This is a genomic window from Actinoplanes sp. DH11, assembly GCF_020873875.1.
Taxonomy (GTDB): Bacteria; Actinomycetota; Actinomycetes; order Mycobacteriales; family Micromonosporaceae; genus Actinoplanes.
Map to the genome: position 1 here is coordinate 1 of NZ_JAHWGU010000005.1, position 14,538 is coordinate 14,538.

A 14,538-nucleotide genomic window follows, 5' to 3' on the forward strand; every position below is an offset into this window, starting at 1 on the left:
GGGCGGTGGGGGTAGGCCGCGTGCGGAGCTGGGGGGCTGTCGCACGCGGCGCTTTGGGGTGGTTTGTGTGGGGTGGGGGTTAGGGGCGGCGGCGGCGGGTCCAGGAGAAGCCGATCAGGCCTGCTGTGGCGGCCAGGATGCCGCCGGTGATCGTCCAGAGCCAGCGGGAGGAGAAGTCCGGCAGCCAGTTGGCGGAGAAGGTGGCGGGCTCGGTTGAGGGGGAGGGCACCGGGTTCGCCGTCAGGATCTCGCCCGGGCGGTTGTTCGGGACCAGGGCCGCCTTCAGTTCGCCCTGGTCGGCGCCGGTGTCGCCGGTCGGCGCGGTGAGGGTGAGGTCGACCTGGATCGGCAGGCCCAGGTCTGCTTCCGGGAGGTCGGTGCTGGCGAGCCGCACGTAGTAGGTCCCGGGCAGCGGGTCGCCGTCCCACGGTTCGGCCCAGGAGCGGACCTGCCGGATCCGGCAGCCCAGCGTCAGCGTCGTCTCGGTGGCCGACGCGACCGGGCTCTGTTCGCCGTCCACGCAGGCCTGGCGGCGGCGCAGACCGTCGAACACCTCGATCGTCCAGGACTGGCCGCCGCTGCGGTCGGCGGCGGCGGGCAGCGCCACGGTGGCGGCGACGGTGGGGTTCTGGCCGGCTTCGGCGCTGAACGACCAGTACAGGTAGTCGCCGGTGACGGCTTTGACCCGGGCCGGCTGGTCCGGTGCGATGGCGGCCGCGGTGAGGAACGACGTGCCGGCGCTGCTGACGCCCGGCGCCGGGGACGGTGCCGCGGCGAGGGACAGGGTGGCGGCGCCGAGGGCGCCTGCGGTCGCGGCGAGATGCCGTACGCGATGCATCAGTTCTCCCTCCAGGTGGCGACCCACCAGCGGGTCAGCCAGCCGGCGAGTACACCGGCGACGAGGCCCGCGACGGCGAGCACGAGAAGCAGCAACCAGCCGCGGCCCAGGCCGGGTGCGTCCGGGGTGTCGGAGGCCTCGACCAGGTCCACGCTGAGTTCGAGCGGCATGCCGGGGGCGCCGGCAGCGGTCCTCGAGGCGAACGAGTTGCTGACGATCAGGCAGACCTCGGGTTCCGGGACGACTGCCGCGTCCTCGGCGTCCTCGGCGTCCTCGTCCTCGTCGGAGGGTTCGGCGCGGGACCAGCGCAGACCGGTGGAGAGCACGTCGGCGCGCCCGCTGCCGGCGTCGACGCCGCGCACCAGTTCACGTCCGCCCGCGGTGGCCGCCTTCAGCAGCACCCCGTAGTCCCGGTTCAGTTCCCGGTCCAGCGCGATGCTCACCGACGCGCGGAGTTCCTGGCCGGGCGCGACGGCGACCCGGTAGTACCGGTGCTCGGAGATCAGCTCCCGGTCGGTGTAGACCCCGGCGGCGAGCAGCGGCGCTTTCGTGCAGTCCTCGGCGCCTTCGACGGCGGCCGGCTGCACCGGCGGCGGCAGGGCGGCCCGGTCGACGAGTTGCTGGATCCGGTCGGTCAGTTCCTCGCCGTTCTGCGCGGCGGCGTACGTGCCACCGGTCGCCGTGGAGATGCAGACCAGCTGTTTGCGGGTCTTCTCGTCCGGGGTGAGGCCGAGGGTGTCCACGACGAGGCTGGTGCCCTGCGCGGCGAGTTCCCGGGCGACGGTGCAGGGGTCCGGCGGCGTACACGTGTCCTCGCCGTCGGTGATCAGGACGATCCGCCGTGCCGAGCCGGTGTCGCCGAGGTCCTCGGCCGCCTTCCGCAGTGCCAGCCCGATCGGCGTGAACCCGGTAGGTTTCAGCGTGGCGATCGCGTTCTTGGCCGCGACCCGGTTGACCGGGCCGACCTCGACGATCTGCTGGGTGTCCTTGCAACCCACTTTCTTGTTGTCGCCGCCGTACGTCGCTCCCAGCACCCGGATGCCCAGCTGGGTGGTCTCCGGGAGTGCGTCGACGACGTCGTTGAAGGCCTGTTTCGCCACCGAGATCCGGGTGGCCCCGTCGATGTCGTCGGCCCGCATGGATCCGCTGACGTCGAGCACGAGCTCCACGCGCGGTGGTTCGACCTGGGTCTCAGGCACCTCGTCGGCGCCGGCCGGGGCCGCGCCGAGCAGCGCGGATGCGGCGATCAATCCTATTGCTGCCACTATGGACAGTTTCTTGTGGACCACGCGGCAAGATCATAAACACCACCCTTCACCGTACGGGTACCGCCTCCCCGCCCGCGCGAGGAGGCGGCGTGCGGGGAGGGGCGCCGGTCAGCGGAAGGCGGAGAGCCCGGTCAGCGTCTGGCCGATGACCAGGGTGTGTATTTCGGAGGTGCCCTCGTAGGTCAGCACCGACTCCAGGTTGTTGGCGTGCCGCAACGGGGAGTACTCCAGCGTGATCCCGCTGCCGCCGAGGATCGTGCGGCACTCCCGGGCGATCGCCAGCGCGGTCCGGACGTTGTTGAGCTTGCCCATGCTCACCTGGTGCGGCTTGATCGCGCCGGCGTCCTTGAGCCGGCCCAGGTGCAGGGCCAGCAGCAGGGCGGTGTTCAGGTCGACCGCCATGTTCGCCAGTTTTTCCTGGGTGAGCTGGAAAGCGCCGATCGGCTTGCCGAACTGGATCCGGGTGGTGGCGTAGTCGAGCGCGGCCCGCAGGCTGTCGCGGGCGGCGCCGGCCGAGCCGAAGATGATGCCGAACCGGGCCTCGTTGAGGCAGCCCAGCGGTGCGCCGAGGCCGCGGGCTTCGGGCAGGCGGGCGGAGTCCGGCAGACGGACGTCGTCGAAGGCCAGCTCACCGGTGATCGAGGCGCGCAGGGAGAGTTTCTGCTTGACGGTGCGGCTGGTGAACCCGGGGGTGCCGGCGGGGACCAGGAAGCCGCGGATGCCGTCCTCGGTCTGCGCCCACACGGTCGCGACGTCCGCGATGCTGCCGTTGGTGATCCACATCTTGCTGCCGTTGAGGATCCAGTCGTCGCCGTCGCGCACCGCCCGGGTGCGCATGCCGGCCGGGTCGCTGCCGAAGTCGGGTTCGGTGAGCCCGAAGCAGCCGATCGCCTCGCCGGTGGCCATCCGGGGCAGCCATTCCTCCTTCTGTTCCGCCGAGCCGTACCGGTGGATGGAGTACATGGCGAGGGAGCCCTGCACGGAGACGAAACTGCGCAGCCCGGAGTCGCCGGCTTCCAGTTCGAGGCAGGCCAGGCCGTACGCGACAGCGCTCGTCCCGGCACAGCCGTACCCGTCGAGATGCATGCCGAGCAGGCCCAGCTTGCCGAGTTCACCGGCGAGTTCGCGGGGGAAGGTGCCGGCCTCGAACCACTCGGCGACGTGCGGGCGGACCCGGTCGGCCACGAACCGGCGTACCGTCTCCTGGATCTGCCGTTCCTCGTCGCTGAGCAGACCGGAGATGTCGAGCAGATCAAGCTGGTCGGTCATGGATCCTCCAGTGGACGCGGTTGCAGCGATTGTGCCCCGAACGCCGGATCAGCGTCCTCCCAGCCGGATGATCTAGCCTCAAGATCATGACGGTGGTGAACGACCTCATCGACCCGGTGGTACGTGACTCGATCGCCGGTTTTCTGCAGACCGTGGAGTCGGACCTGCGTACCTCGGTGGTCAGCACCGACCCGCTGGTCACTGAGGTCGCCGCCCATCTCGTCGAGGCCGGCGGCAAGCGGTTCCGCCCGCTGGTGGTGGCGCTGTGCGCCGAGTTCGGCGACGGTGACCGGGCCGCGGCCGTCTCCTCCGCGGTGGTCATGGAGCTGACCCACCTCGCCACCCTCTACCACGACGACGTGATGGACGAGGCGGCGATGCGCCGGGGTGCGGCGAGCGCCAACTCGCGCTGGACCAATTCGATTGCGGTCTACGTGGGTGACTGGCTGCTGGCCCGGGCGGCGGCGATCGCCGCCGGGTTGGGTGAGGAGGCGGTACGGCTGCAGGCCCGGACCTTGGCGCAGCTGGTCCGCGGGCAGCTCGCCGAGACCGTCGGCCCGCGTGGCGCCGACCCGATCCGGCACCACCTGCGCGTCATCGAGGACAAGACCGCGTCGCTGATCGCCACGTCGGCCCGGCTCGGCGGCATGGTCGCCGGGCTGCCGGGCGACCAGGTCTCGGCCCTGGAGGAGTTCGGCACCTCGATCGGCATCGCCTTCCAGCTCTCCGACGACCTGCTCGACATCGCCTCCGAGTCGGCGCAGTCGGGCAAGATGCCCGGCACCGACCTGCGGGAGGGCGTGCCGACGCTGCCGATGTTCTACGCGCTCGCGGCCGGCGACACCGGCCCGGACTCGCGGCGGCTCAAGGAGCTGCTCTCGGCCGGCCCGCTCACCGACGACGAACGGCATGCCGAGGCCCTGCACCTGCTCCGCGAGTCGGCCGCGCTGAAGCAGGCCCGGGAGACCGTGCACCAGTACACCGAACAGGCCCGCCGGCACGCCGCGCGGTTGCCGGACGGCGCGCCGCGCCGGACGCTCGACGCCCTCTCCCACTACATCGCGGACCGGACGGGCTGAGCCGGGCCCGAGGACGGGCTGAGGCCGGCGGACGGCCCGAGGCTCGCGGACGGGCTGAACCGGACCCGGTGTGGCGCGCGTCGCTGAGAAAGGTCGGCGCGAGAGTCTTCTGTTCCCGGCCGTTCTGCCGATCAGTCCCTATGAGGGCAGTCATCTGCCCCGCGGGGGATCGGAGACGAACGGGGACGAGATGCGCAGACCGGCCGCACGTCGGGGGGACGAGGGTGCCACCCTCATCGAGCTCGTCGTGGCGCTGGCCGTCGTGAGCGTCGCCATGGCCGGGCTGGGAGCCTTCTTCATCAACGGCACCCTCGTCGTCGCCAACCAGCGTGATCAGCGCCAAGCCGTGCAGGTCGCGGCGAGCGCCATCGAGCAGGTGCGTGCGCTCGAAGGCAGTTCGCTGCTCGCCGGTCGCGGGCCGGCGAAGTCGAAGGCCCAGTGGGACGCGGTGCGGCAGGGGCCGTTCGCGAAGAAGATGAAGCCCTACCTGGACAGCATGGCGCTCGAGGCGGATCCCGAGATCGTGCGCAAGGACCCCGGTTCCCTGCTGGGCGCCGAGGCGGCGATCTCGACGGAACCCCAGAAGGTCACGGTCGGCAGCGTCACGTTCGATCGCAACATCCTGGTCGGCCGGTGCGACGTCTACTTCATGCGCAACGACGACTGCGTCAACCCCGGCGTCGGCACGCCGCCGTCCAACACCGCCGAGATCCTCAAGTACTTCCGGGTGGTCGTCCTGGTCAGCTGGCCGAACAAGGCCTGTACGGCGGGCCGGTGCAGTCACATCGCGTCCACCCTGATCTCCGAGGCGGCCGAGCCGACGTTCGGTTCCAAGGCCGCCTACCCGAAGCTGGTGACCACCGAGATGACCTTCTACGTGGGCCACCCGGTCACGCAGCGGATCGACGCCGACTACGGCCAGCTGCCGAACGTGTTCGGGGTCAGCCCGAGCTGGCCGGCGCCGCTGCCGTCCTGGCTCGCGATGACGCCCGGCGGTTACGTGACCGGGGCGCCGACCGCGCTGGTCCCGGACTCGAGCAACGTCGTCCGGGTCACCGACAAACGCGGGTGGTGGGCCGAGCAGAAGATCACGTGGAAGGTGGTGGCACCGCCGGCGGTGGTGATACCTGACAATGCGGGGAGCTACCTGAACCAGCCGGTCAAGTACCAGGTGACGGCGACGGGTGGGGTCAAGAAGTACGTGTTCACGGCCGCTCAGCTGCCGGACGGACTGGAGATCGCCACCGACGGCACGATCACCGGCACGCTGCCCGCGCTGGGCACCTATCCGATCACCGTCACGGTCGAGGACGCCAACGGCATCCGGGACACCAAGACGTTCCAGCACACCGTCTACGAGCCGCTGACGCTCACTGCTCCGGCGAACCAGAAGGTCGTGCTGGGTGCGGCGGCGTCCGGGACGGCGGTGGCCAAGGGCGGTGACGGGGCGTACGCGTACACCGCGACCGGTCTGCCGGCCGGTGTGACGATCGACGGGCGTACCGGAGTCGTGTCCGGCACGCCGCTGCTGGCCGGCACGTACACGCCGGTGATCAGTGTCAGCGACGGTGCCGGCGGTCCGGTCACGGCCGGCTACCAGCTGGTGGTGGAGGCGGCGACCACGCTGACGTTCACGTCGCCGAACGTGAGCACGCCGGACCAGCAGTCGGCGGTCGGCGACGCGGTGAACCTGCCGCTGACGACGAACGCCGATCTGCTGCTGCTGCGGAACGTCTCGTTCACCGTGACCGGCCTGCCTCCGGGTCTGAAGGTCAACAACGGCAAGGACGCGATCACTGGTACGCCCACCGAAGCCGGCGCCTACCTGGTGACCGCCACGGCGGACAGCAAGCTCCCGCTGCCGCAGACCACCACGATCACCTTCGTCTGGACGGTCTCCTGATGCGCCAGGCTCGCGTCCGCCCGGCCGACGACCGGGGGTACTCCCTGATCGAGGTCCTGGTCACCACGGCGATCATGTCGGTCGTGACGCTTGTCCTGGTGGGCGCCACGGTCGAGATCTACTCCGGCACGAAGCAGATCGACAACACCGCCGAGGCTCGCGACCAGCTCGACAACACGTTCCGGCGCCTGGACCGGGAGTTGCGCTATGCGACCTGGGTCGCCGAGCCCGGACAGGTCGACGGGTCGTGGTACCTGGAGTACGCCATCCCGTCCGGGTGCCGGCAGCTCGTGCTGACCGGGCAGATTCTGACGCTTGCCGCCTGGGACCCGGCGGTCGCCACGAGTGGGCCGGCGACCGCCATCGCCAACGGGGTCACGCTGATCGACAACCGCAAACCGTTCGTCCTCTACCCGATCGGGGCCCAGCCGTACGCCTCGGCCAGTCCGGGCACCGGCATGGGCGCCAACTACGAGCTCGACTTCCAGCAGGTCCGGCTGCTGTTCAACGTCAAGATCGGGACTGTCACGCTGCCGTTCGACTCCGTCTTCACCGCGCAGAACACCAGCCGGGACACCGCCACGACCAACAACTGCAGTGAGGCGAGGCCGACCTGATGAAACCGTTCTTCCGGCCGCCCGGCGACGACCGCGGGTCCCTGCCGATGGCGATGCTCATCATCACGATCGGGATGGCGCTGTCGGCCGCCCTGCTGCCGCTGATCATCCGGCAGGTCGACTACACCCGCAGCTTCACCGATCGCAGTGGCTCGCTCAACGGCGCGCAGATCGGGCTGGACGTGGTGATGGCCCGGGTCCGTGCTGCCTCCGAGGTCACCGACAAGGACGTGCTCGGCCGGCTCGAGGACATGCCGACCTGCAACTTCAGCGGTGACGCCGGTGTCGACGGCACCGGCGAGAAGCTGCTCTACAACGTGACGGTCACCTACCGGGACGCGGACGGCAAGGTGCTGGCCTGCGACCCGCTCACCGAGTTGCCCTACAGCGCCTCGGTGGTGTCGACGGGGACGAGCACCTCCGGCAACAGCCGGACGGTGACCGCGACCTACACGTTCTGGAACGAGAACGACAACATCCCGGGCGGCGCGATAAAGGTCAGTTCGCCCGCCAACAAGTGGTGCATGGACTCCCGGTCGGTGCCGCCGGCGGCGGGCGCGCCCCTTGTCATGCAGCTCTGCGACGGCCGCAGTTCGCAGCTGTTCGGCTACACCGAGCAGCTCTACCTCAAGCTGATCAACTCTGAGGCGCCGTCGAACGACAGCCGGGGCATGTGCCTGCACGCCGGCGACACCCACAAGACCAACTCGGCCGTGGTGTTCCAGAAGTGCCCGGATCCGACGGCCACCAAGCCGACGCCGGTCTACCAGTGGAGTCTCGACGGCAACAGCCGGTTCCACTCCACCAGCCCGGATGTGAAGGTCGAGAACTTCTGCGTCTACGTCACCACGCCGAACACCGCGGGCAGCCCGGTCGTCCTCAACACCTGCACCATCAGCGGGACGCAGAACGTCTGGCGCTCCGACGCCTCGGTCGGCGCCGGGATGGCCGGCGAGCGGACCAATCAGCTCGTCAACTTCGCCCAGTTCAGCCGCTGTCTCGACGTGACGGACCAGCAGCCCGGTTCGTCGTACATGATCGCGTGGTTCTGCAAGCAGGCGCCGGACGCCAAGATCGACTGGAACCAGATCTGGGTGCATCCGTCCCCGGTGGCGCCGGCCACCTCCAAGACCGGCACCATCGAGGTCACCAAGAGCGGCGTCACGTACTGCCTGCGGTCGCCTCTCTCGGTCAGCGGCAAGCCGTACGTCACGACGACGTCGTGCGGCACCCGCACCGCGGCCGACATCCAGTGGACCGTCTTCCACGACACCGGTGTCTACGCCACCAGCTACCGCATCGTGGACAGCAAGGGGTTCTGCTTGCAGCCGACGGACCTGAACGCGCCGGTCAAGGATGTGCACGGCGACGGCACCAGCAAGGTGAAGGTGGCCGTGTGCAGCAAGTCCGAACTGCAGAAGTGGAACGCCCCACCCAACATCAACAAGCTGACACCGATCAGCGGCGTCGAGGAGAAGTGAGGGTTCAGCCCGGGTAGAAGTTGCCGTAGACGTCCAGCGGGCCGGCCACCGCCTCGTACGTGTCACCGCCCGCGTCCCGGCCGCCCGGCGGATGCGCGTACTTGGCGGTGAACGTGTAGGTGCCCGGCGCGAGACTGTCCGCCGAGGCGAGCGTGAACCGGTAGAGCAGCGCGCCCGGCGTCTCGGTGACCGACGTCGTGACGGCGGCGCCAGGGGTCCGCTTGGTGCCGCCCCGGGAGACCAGCCCTTCGGTACGGGCCACCCGGATCACCACGTCGAGAGCGGTGAGGGTCTCGGTGGTCTTGAGGGTGACGACCGACGCGCCCTGGGTGTCGCCGGTGTCCGGGTCGATCGAGCCGTCCGACCAGAGCGGGCCCTGCTCGACCCGGGTGTTGCCGGGCTGCCCCTTGGCCGGTGCCGCCGAGCCCGGTGCCGCCGAGCCCGGTGCCGCCGAGCCCGGTGCCGCCGGCGAGGACGGTGCGGCCGGCGACGAGGATGCGGCCGGTGGCGAGACCGGCGCGGCGGACCGGGCCGGTTCGCGACCGGTCGAGGGCGAGGCCGGTGCCGGCGACGTGCCGGTCGGCCGGGCGGGCGCGGCACTGCCGGGCGAGGAGGTTCCGCCGGGTGCCGGCGAGGTGACGGCGGGCGCCGGGTCCGGCGGCGGGGCGTCGTTGCTGCCGGCCAGCGCCCAGTTGGCGACACCGCCACCGGCGAGCAGGGCCGCGACCGTGGCCGCCGCGGCAGCCATCCGGGTGCGAGGTCCACGGCGGGGCGCGCGGCGGGTCACCGGCGCGGACGTCGCGGCCATGGCGATCCGGTCGAGCATCGCCTCCCGGTCCGGCCGGTGGCCGGCCGCCTCGGCACGCAGGGCCGCGCGCAGTTCGTCGTCGGAGAGCCTCATCGCGCCGCCTCCCAGCCGTCGATCGATGCCACGCCGCCGCCGTCGAGCAGCCCGGCCAGCTGCTTCGCGCCGCGCGAGGTGGCACTCTTCACGGCGCCGACGGAGATGCCGAGGATCGCGGCCACCTCCCGTTCCGGCAGGTCGAAGGCGTACCGCAGGACGACGCAGGCCCGCCGGCGGTGAGGCAGACGGCGCAGGGCGCCGCGGACGTCGAGAACGGCGGAGACGTCGCTCTCCCGGGTACGCCGCAACGACTCGAACGACAGCAGCCGCTCCCGGCCCCGGCGGCGGACCCAGTTGCGGGCCAGGTTCATCAGGATGCCGTGACCGTACGCGGCCGGGTCGTCGGCGGCGGTCACCCGGTCCCAGTGCCGCCAGCACTCGGTGAGCGCGTCCGCGGCGAGGTCGTCGGCGACGTCGGGCTCACCGGTCATCAGGTACGCCAGGCGGGACAGCGACGCGTGGTGCCGCTCGAAGTACGCGTGGAAGGCCTCGTCGCGCATCGGCACCCCTTCCTGACCCGTGCGAGCATCCGTCCCGGACCGGGAGACGGTAGAGATCGGAACGGCCGGAAGGCAAGAAGGTGAGACGGGGATATCAGCTCGGTGGGGCTGGGCACCGGGCTGCGCGACCACTCGCCGGTCGCGCAGCCCTGCCGGAGGCGTACCCCTTCTAGGAGTCCTTGGGAACCCGGACCGGCGCGACTCGCCAGATGCGGGCGGCGTAGTCGGCGACGGTGCGGTCGGCGGAGAAGAAGCCGTTGTGCGCGGTGTTGATGATCGACATGCGGGTCCATCGGTCCTCGTCGCGCCAGGCCCTATCGACGGCGTCCTGGCAGTCGAGGTAGGCGCGGTAGTCGGCGAGTGTGAGGTATTCGTCGCGGCCGAGCAGGGAGCCCGCCACGTCGTGGCCGATGCCGCCGAAGGTGCCCGCGTTGATGGCGTCGATCGCGGCGCGCAGTTCCGGGTCGCGGTCGTAGAACTCGCCGGGCCGGTGACCGGCGAGCTGCCGTTCGGCGGCCTCGAACGCGTCCAGGCCGAAGAGGAAGAAGTTCTCCTCGCCGACCCGGGCCAGGATTTCGATGTTCGCGCCGTCCAGCGTGCCGATGGTGAGCGCGCCGTTGAGTGCCAGCTTCATGTTGCCTGTGCCGGAGGCCTCCTTGCCGGCGAGCGAGATCTGCTCGCTGAGATCGGCGGCCGGGATGATGCGTTCGGCGAGCGTGACGTTGTAGTTCTCGGTGAAGACCACCTTCAGGTACGGCGAGACGACCGGATCCGCCGCGATCGTGGCGGCGACCGCGTTGATCAGGTGGATGATGTTCTTCGCCGCGTGGTAGGCCGGCGCCGCCTTGCCGGCGAAGAGCACCGTCCGCGGCACCCAGCCGGCGCCCGGGTTGTCCCGGATGCGGTGGTAGAGCGTGATGATGTGCAGCAGTTTGAGCTGCTGGCGCTTGTACTCGTGGAAGCGCTTGATCATGACGTCGTGCATCGAGTCGGGGTCGCCGACGGCGAGGTCGACCTTGTTGGCCCGCTTGATCGCCCGCCAGCGTTCCCGGAACGACGCGTCGTCCGCGAACGCCTCGAGTTCGGCGAGCCGTTCCAGGTCGCTCAGCCAGCCGTCGTCGCCGAGACTCTCGGTGATCAGGTCGGCGAGGCGCGGGTTCGCCAGCTTGACGAAGCGGCGCGGTGAGATGCCGTTCGTGACGTTCTGGAACTTCGCCGGCCACAGGTCGGCGAAGTCGTTGAGCACGGTCTCGCGCAGCAGCTTCGAATGCAGTTCGGCGACGCCGTTGACGGCCTCGGTGCCGACCACCGCGAGGTTCGCCATCCGGACCCGGCGCTCCGGCTGCTCCCCGATGATCGACATCCGGCGTACCCGGTCCACGTCGCCGGGGAACCGTTCCTCGACCTCGCGCAGGAACAGCATGTTGATCAGGTAAATGATCTCCAGGTGCCGGGGTAGCAGCCGCTCGAAGACGTGCACCGGCCAGGTCTCCAGCGCCTCCGGCAGCAGGGTGTGGCAGGTGTACGCGAACGTCCGCCGGGTGATCGACCAGGCGCGGTCCCAGTCCAGCTCGTACTCGTCGACGAGCAGGCGCATCAGCTCCGGGATGGCGATCGTCGGATGGGTGTCGTTGAGCTGGATGACGGTCTTCTCGGCGAAGTCGTCCCAGTCGGAGTTGCGCAGCCGGAACCGGCGGACGATGTCCCGCAGCGAGCAGGAGACCAGGAAGTACTGCTGCTTGAGCCGCAGCTCCCGGCCCAGTTCGGTGCTGTCGTCGGGGTAGAGGACCTTGCTGATGTTCTCGGCGCGGACCGCTTCCTGGACGGCCTCCGCGTACTGCCCGGCGGAGAAGCGGCTCAGGTCGAACGAGGCCTCGCTGCCCCGGGCCCGCCACAGCCGGACGATGTTCACCGTCTCCGTGCCGTACCCGGGAACCAGCATGTGGCTGGGCTCGCCGAGGACGATCTCACCGGGGATCCAGCGCTTGCGGTCCGGCGACCCGGGCACCGGCTCGGTGTGGCCGTAGAAGCCGACCGTCTGCCGGTCGTCCGGCGCCGGGAACTCCCACGGGTTGCCCTGGAACGCCCAGTCGTCCGGGCGTTCGGCCTGGAATCCCTCGTCCAGCGACTGTTTGAAGATGCCGAAGTCGTAGCGGATGCCGTAGCCCACCGCCGGGATGTCCCGGGTTGCCATCGAGTCGACCAGGCAGGCGGCGAGCCGGCCGAGACCGCCGTTGCCGAGGCCCGGTTCCACATCGAGTTCCTCGAGCTCCTCCAGTGTGCGGCCGAGCGACTTGACCGCCTGAGCGGCGATCTCGCCGGTGCCGGAGTAGAGGAGGTTCTGCTCGAGCTGCGCGCCGAGCAGGTACTCGGCGGAGAGGTAGTAGACCCAGCGGGGGTTGCTGGCGTAGTGCGCGGCGGCGGTCCGCGCCCGGCGCTCGGCAAGGTGATCACGAACGGTCAGGGACAACGTCTCGTACGCGTCCCGCGCGCTCGCCGACTCGACCGTGGTGCCACGCCGGAAGTAGAGATTGCTCAACAGGTCCTGCTGGAACTCATCGGCGGTCTTGCCCAGTTTGCGCAGACCGATGCCCTGTCGAAGATCCATGCCGCCATTGTGCCGCGTTCCGGTTTCCTCCGGCTCGGTGTTCCGGTTCCCGGTTCGGTCCCCGTTCGGCCGAAAGCCGTCATCGGCCCTTTCGCGCACGGCATCGTCAACAATCCGGGCGCGTCAACAATCCGCCCGCGTCAACAGTCCGGGCGCGGCCCCGATCACCCGGCGCGCCGGTCGGTGGCACACTTCTGCCCGTGCTCGACCTGTTGCTGCCGCCACCGGTGCGGACCGCCGAGGCCTTCACCGACGACCCGTCCGAGCCCTGCTTCCCCGGCGAGGAGGATTTGATCGGGGCGGCGGTGCCCGGCCGGCGCCGCGAGTTCGTCACGGCCCGCCGGTGCGCCCGCGAGGCGCTCGCCCAGCTCGGTCACCCACCGGTGGCGATCCGCTCCGGCGGCCGCCGCGAGCCGCTCTGGCCGGCGGGGGTGGTCGGAAGCATCACGCACTGCACCGGATACCGGGCCGCCGCGGTCGCCGCCGCCGCCGACGTGCGGGCCGTCGGCGTGGACGCCGAACCGCACGCGCCCCTGCCGGACCGGGTGCTGCCGGCCGTGACGACGGCCGAGGACCGGGACCACCTGGCCGGCCTGCGCCGCGACCACCCGGCGGTGCACTGGGACCGGCTGCTGTTCAGCGCCAAGGAGTCGGTCTACAAGGCCTGGTTCCCGCTGACCGGCCGCTGGCTGGGCTTCGACGATGCCGACCTGCTCATCGACCCGGCCGGCCGCACGTTCACGGCGCGCATCCGGATCGACTCTCCGCTGCCGCACCTGCACGGCCGGTGGCTCGTCGACCACGGCCTGGTGGTCACCGCGGTGCTGGTGGACGCCTGACGGTCAGGAGGGTCAGATCTGGCGGTTGCGGCCGGCGTAGAGGCCCGCCACGATCTGCGGGACGGTCAGGGCCGCCATCAGCGCCAGCGGCAGCCGCCAGCTCTCCGTCGCGTCGTGCAGCGCGCCGATCAGGATCGGACCCGGGATGGCGATCAGGTAGCCGACGCCCTGCGCGAAGGCGGACAGCTTGACCACCACGGCCGGGTTGCTGCCGCGCAACGCGATCATGGTGAGGACCAGGGGGAACGCGGTGTTCGCCACGCCCAGCAGCGCGGCCCACAGCCACGGCGCCGCGGTCGGGGACCAGAACAGCCCGGCCCAGCCGGCGGCACCGAACACCCCCAGCACCAGCGCGATCAGGCTCTGACTGCGGACCCGGCCGGCGAGCGCGGAGAGCCCGAAACCCAGGGGCACGCCGAGGAACGAGGTGACCGCGAAGAGGACGCCGGCCGTACCGGCCGAGATGCCGGCGTCCCGGTAGATCTGCGGCAACCAGCCGATGATCACGTAGGCGGCGGTCGACTGCATGCCGAAGTAGACGGCGAGCGCCCAGGCGACCGGGTTACGCGTCACGCGTACCGAAGGGTGGACCTGGCCCTGATCCCGGACGTTCGACCGGTCCCGCGCCATCATCAGCCACGGCGGGAGCGCGACGAGCGCGGCGAGGGCCCAGCAGGCCAGGCCGAGGCGCCAGTCGTCGCCGAACGCGCCGGTCAGCGGCACGGTCGCGGCGGCGGCCGTGGTGGCACCCACGTTGAGCGCCACCGTGTAGAGGCCGGTCACGGTGCCGACCTGGCCCGGGAAGTGGTCCTTGACGATCGACGGCAGCAGCACGTTGACAAGCGCGATGCCGGCCAGCGCCACCGCACTGAGCAGCAGGAACACCGCCGGGCCGCCGGCGAAGGGGCGCACCGCGAGGCCGACGGCGAGCAGCATCAGGCCGCCGAGGATCACGCGCGGGGCGCCGACCCGCCGGGCCAGGCGCGGCGCGGCCAGGCCGATGGCGGCGAAACACACGACGGGTACGGACGTCAGCAGCCCCGCCACCGTCGTCGACATGCCGAGACCGGCCCGGAGTTCGGTGAGCACCGGGCCGACGCTGGTGACCGCGAGCCGCAGGTTCACCGCCGCCAGCAGCAGAGCCGTCAGGGTGAACAGTCGGCCCTGGCGGCGCGAGACCACCCGGGCCCGATCCTCAAGAATTGCCACCGAACCATCATGGCCCTGCTCAG

At 70.8% G+C, this 14,538-nt stretch carries 12 protein-coding genes; 5 read left to right on the forward strand and 7 right to left on the reverse strand.

What is annotated here, in order from left to right:
- Positions 1 to 79: 79 nt before the first annotated feature.
- The 3 genes from LPA41_RS08855 to LPA41_RS08865 form a co-directional block, all read right to left on the reverse strand.
- Positions 80 to 838 (reverse strand): peptidase, encoded by a 759-nt coding sequence (locus LPA41_RS08855; protein WP_229069482.1) that lies wholly within the window; start codon positions 836 to 838, stop codon positions 80 to 82.
- Positions 838 to 2,127, reverse strand: coding sequence for a VWA domain-containing protein (locus LPA41_RS08860; protein ID WP_229069483.1), 1,290 nt, complete (start codon positions 2,125 to 2,127; stop codon positions 838 to 840). The genes LPA41_RS08855 and LPA41_RS08860 overlap by 1 nt, the downstream gene beginning before the upstream one ends.
- Positions 2,128 to 2,214: 87 nt before the next feature.
- Positions 2,215 to 3,375: an acyl-CoA dehydrogenase family protein gene (locus LPA41_RS08865; protein WP_229069484.1), complete on the reverse strand. Its 1,161-nt coding sequence runs from the start codon at positions 3,373 to 3,375 to the stop codon at positions 2,215 to 2,217.
- Positions 3,376 to 3,461: 86 nt separating this feature from the next.
- Between LPA41_RS08865 and LPA41_RS08870 the strand changes: the two genes are divergently transcribed.
- The 4 genes from LPA41_RS08870 (at position 3,462) to LPA41_RS08885 (ending at position 8,455) form a co-directional block, all read left to right on the forward strand.
- A complete protein-coding gene (locus tag LPA41_RS08870; RefSeq protein ID WP_229069485.1) occupies positions 3,462 to 4,454 on the forward strand; it encodes a polyprenyl synthetase family protein in 993 nt (330 codons plus the stop codon).
- 190 nt (positions 4,455 to 4,644) lie between these two features.
- Entirely contained in the window at positions 4,645 to 6,357 is a 1,713-nt protein-coding gene (locus LPA41_RS08875) for an Ig domain-containing protein (protein ID WP_229069486.1), read from the forward strand.
- Positions 6,357 to 6,974 (forward strand): type II secretion system protein J, encoded by a 618-nt coding sequence (locus tag LPA41_RS08880; RefSeq protein ID WP_229069487.1) that lies wholly within the window; start codon positions 6,357 to 6,359, stop codon positions 6,972 to 6,974. Before LPA41_RS08875 ends, LPA41_RS08880 begins: the two co-directional genes overlap by 1 nt.
- Positions 6,974 to 8,455, forward strand: a complete 1,482-nt coding sequence (locus tag LPA41_RS08885) for an RICIN domain-containing protein (protein ID WP_229069488.1) — start codon at positions 6,974 to 6,976, stop codon at positions 8,453 to 8,455. The genes LPA41_RS08880 and LPA41_RS08885 overlap by 1 nt, the downstream gene beginning before the upstream one ends.
- 4 nt (positions 8,456 to 8,459) lie before the next feature.
- On the opposite strand, the gene LPA41_RS08890 is transcribed toward LPA41_RS08885, so the two are convergent.
- From LPA41_RS08890 to LPA41_RS08900, 3 genes are all read right to left on the reverse strand, one after another.
- Positions 8,460 to 9,356: a hypothetical protein gene (locus LPA41_RS08890; protein ID WP_229069489.1), complete on the reverse strand. Its 897-nt coding sequence runs from the start codon at positions 9,354 to 9,356 to the stop codon at positions 8,460 to 8,462.
- The gene (locus LPA41_RS08895) at positions 9,353 to 9,859 is read right to left on the reverse strand and encodes a SigE family RNA polymerase sigma factor (protein WP_229069490.1); all 507 of its coding nucleotides are present in this window, start codon (positions 9,857 to 9,859) and stop codon (positions 9,353 to 9,355) included. Before LPA41_RS08895 ends, LPA41_RS08890 begins: the two co-directional genes overlap by 4 nt.
- Positions 9,860 to 10,028: 169 nt before the next feature.
- Positions 10,029 to 12,467 (reverse strand): glycogen/starch/alpha-glucan phosphorylase, encoded by a 2,439-nt coding sequence (locus LPA41_RS08900; RefSeq protein WP_229069491.1) that lies wholly within the window; start codon positions 12,465 to 12,467, stop codon positions 10,029 to 10,031.
- Positions 12,468 to 12,667: 200 nt separating this feature from the next.
- On the opposite strand from LPA41_RS08900, the gene LPA41_RS08905 reads away from it, so the two are divergent.
- Positions 12,668 to 13,306: a 4'-phosphopantetheinyl transferase superfamily protein gene (locus tag LPA41_RS08905; RefSeq protein WP_229069492.1), complete on the forward strand. Its 639-nt coding sequence runs from the start codon at positions 12,668 to 12,670 to the stop codon at positions 13,304 to 13,306.
- A 12-nt stretch (positions 13,307 to 13,318) separates the two neighbouring features.
- Here LPA41_RS08905 and LPA41_RS08910 read toward each other — a convergent pair whose 3' ends face one another.
- Complete coding sequence (locus LPA41_RS08910) at positions 13,319 to 14,515, reverse strand: MFS transporter (RefSeq protein ID WP_229069493.1); 1,197 nt, start codon at positions 14,513 to 14,515, stop codon at positions 13,319 to 13,321.
- Positions 14,516 to 14,538 lie beyond the last annotated feature (23 nt).

Coding starts and splice junctions, on each gene's coding strand:
- LPA41_RS08855 (WP_229069482.1), bottom strand. CDS start 838: ATGCATCGCGTACGGCATCTCGCCGCGACCGCAGGCGCCCTCGGCGCC.
- LPA41_RS08865 (WP_229069484.1), bottom strand. CDS start 3,375: ATGACCGACCAGCTTGATCTGCTCGACATCTCCGGTCTGCTCAGCGAC.
- LPA41_RS08870 (WP_229069485.1), top strand. CDS start 3,462: ATGACGGTGGTGAACGACCTCATCGACCCGGTGGTACGTGACTCGATC.
- LPA41_RS08875 (WP_229069486.1), top strand. CDS start 4,645: ATGCGCAGACCGGCCGCACGTCGGGGGGACGAGGGTGCCACCCTCATC.
- LPA41_RS08880 (WP_229069487.1), top strand. CDS start 6,357: ATGCGCCAGGCTCGCGTCCGCCCGGCCGACGACCGGGGGTACTCCCTG.
- LPA41_RS08885 (WP_229069488.1), top strand. CDS start 6,974: ATGAAACCGTTCTTCCGGCCGCCCGGCGACGACCGCGGGTCCCTGCCG.
- LPA41_RS08890 (WP_229069489.1), bottom strand. CDS start 9,356: ATGAGGCTCTCCGACGACGAACTGCGCGCGGCCCTGCGTGCCGAGGCG.
- LPA41_RS08895 (WP_229069490.1), bottom strand. CDS start 9,859: ATGCGCGACGAGGCCTTCCACGCGTACTTCGAGCGGCACCACGCGTCG.
- LPA41_RS08900 (WP_229069491.1), bottom strand. CDS start 12,467: ATGGATCTTCGACAGGGCATCGGTCTGCGCAAACTGGGCAAGACCGCC.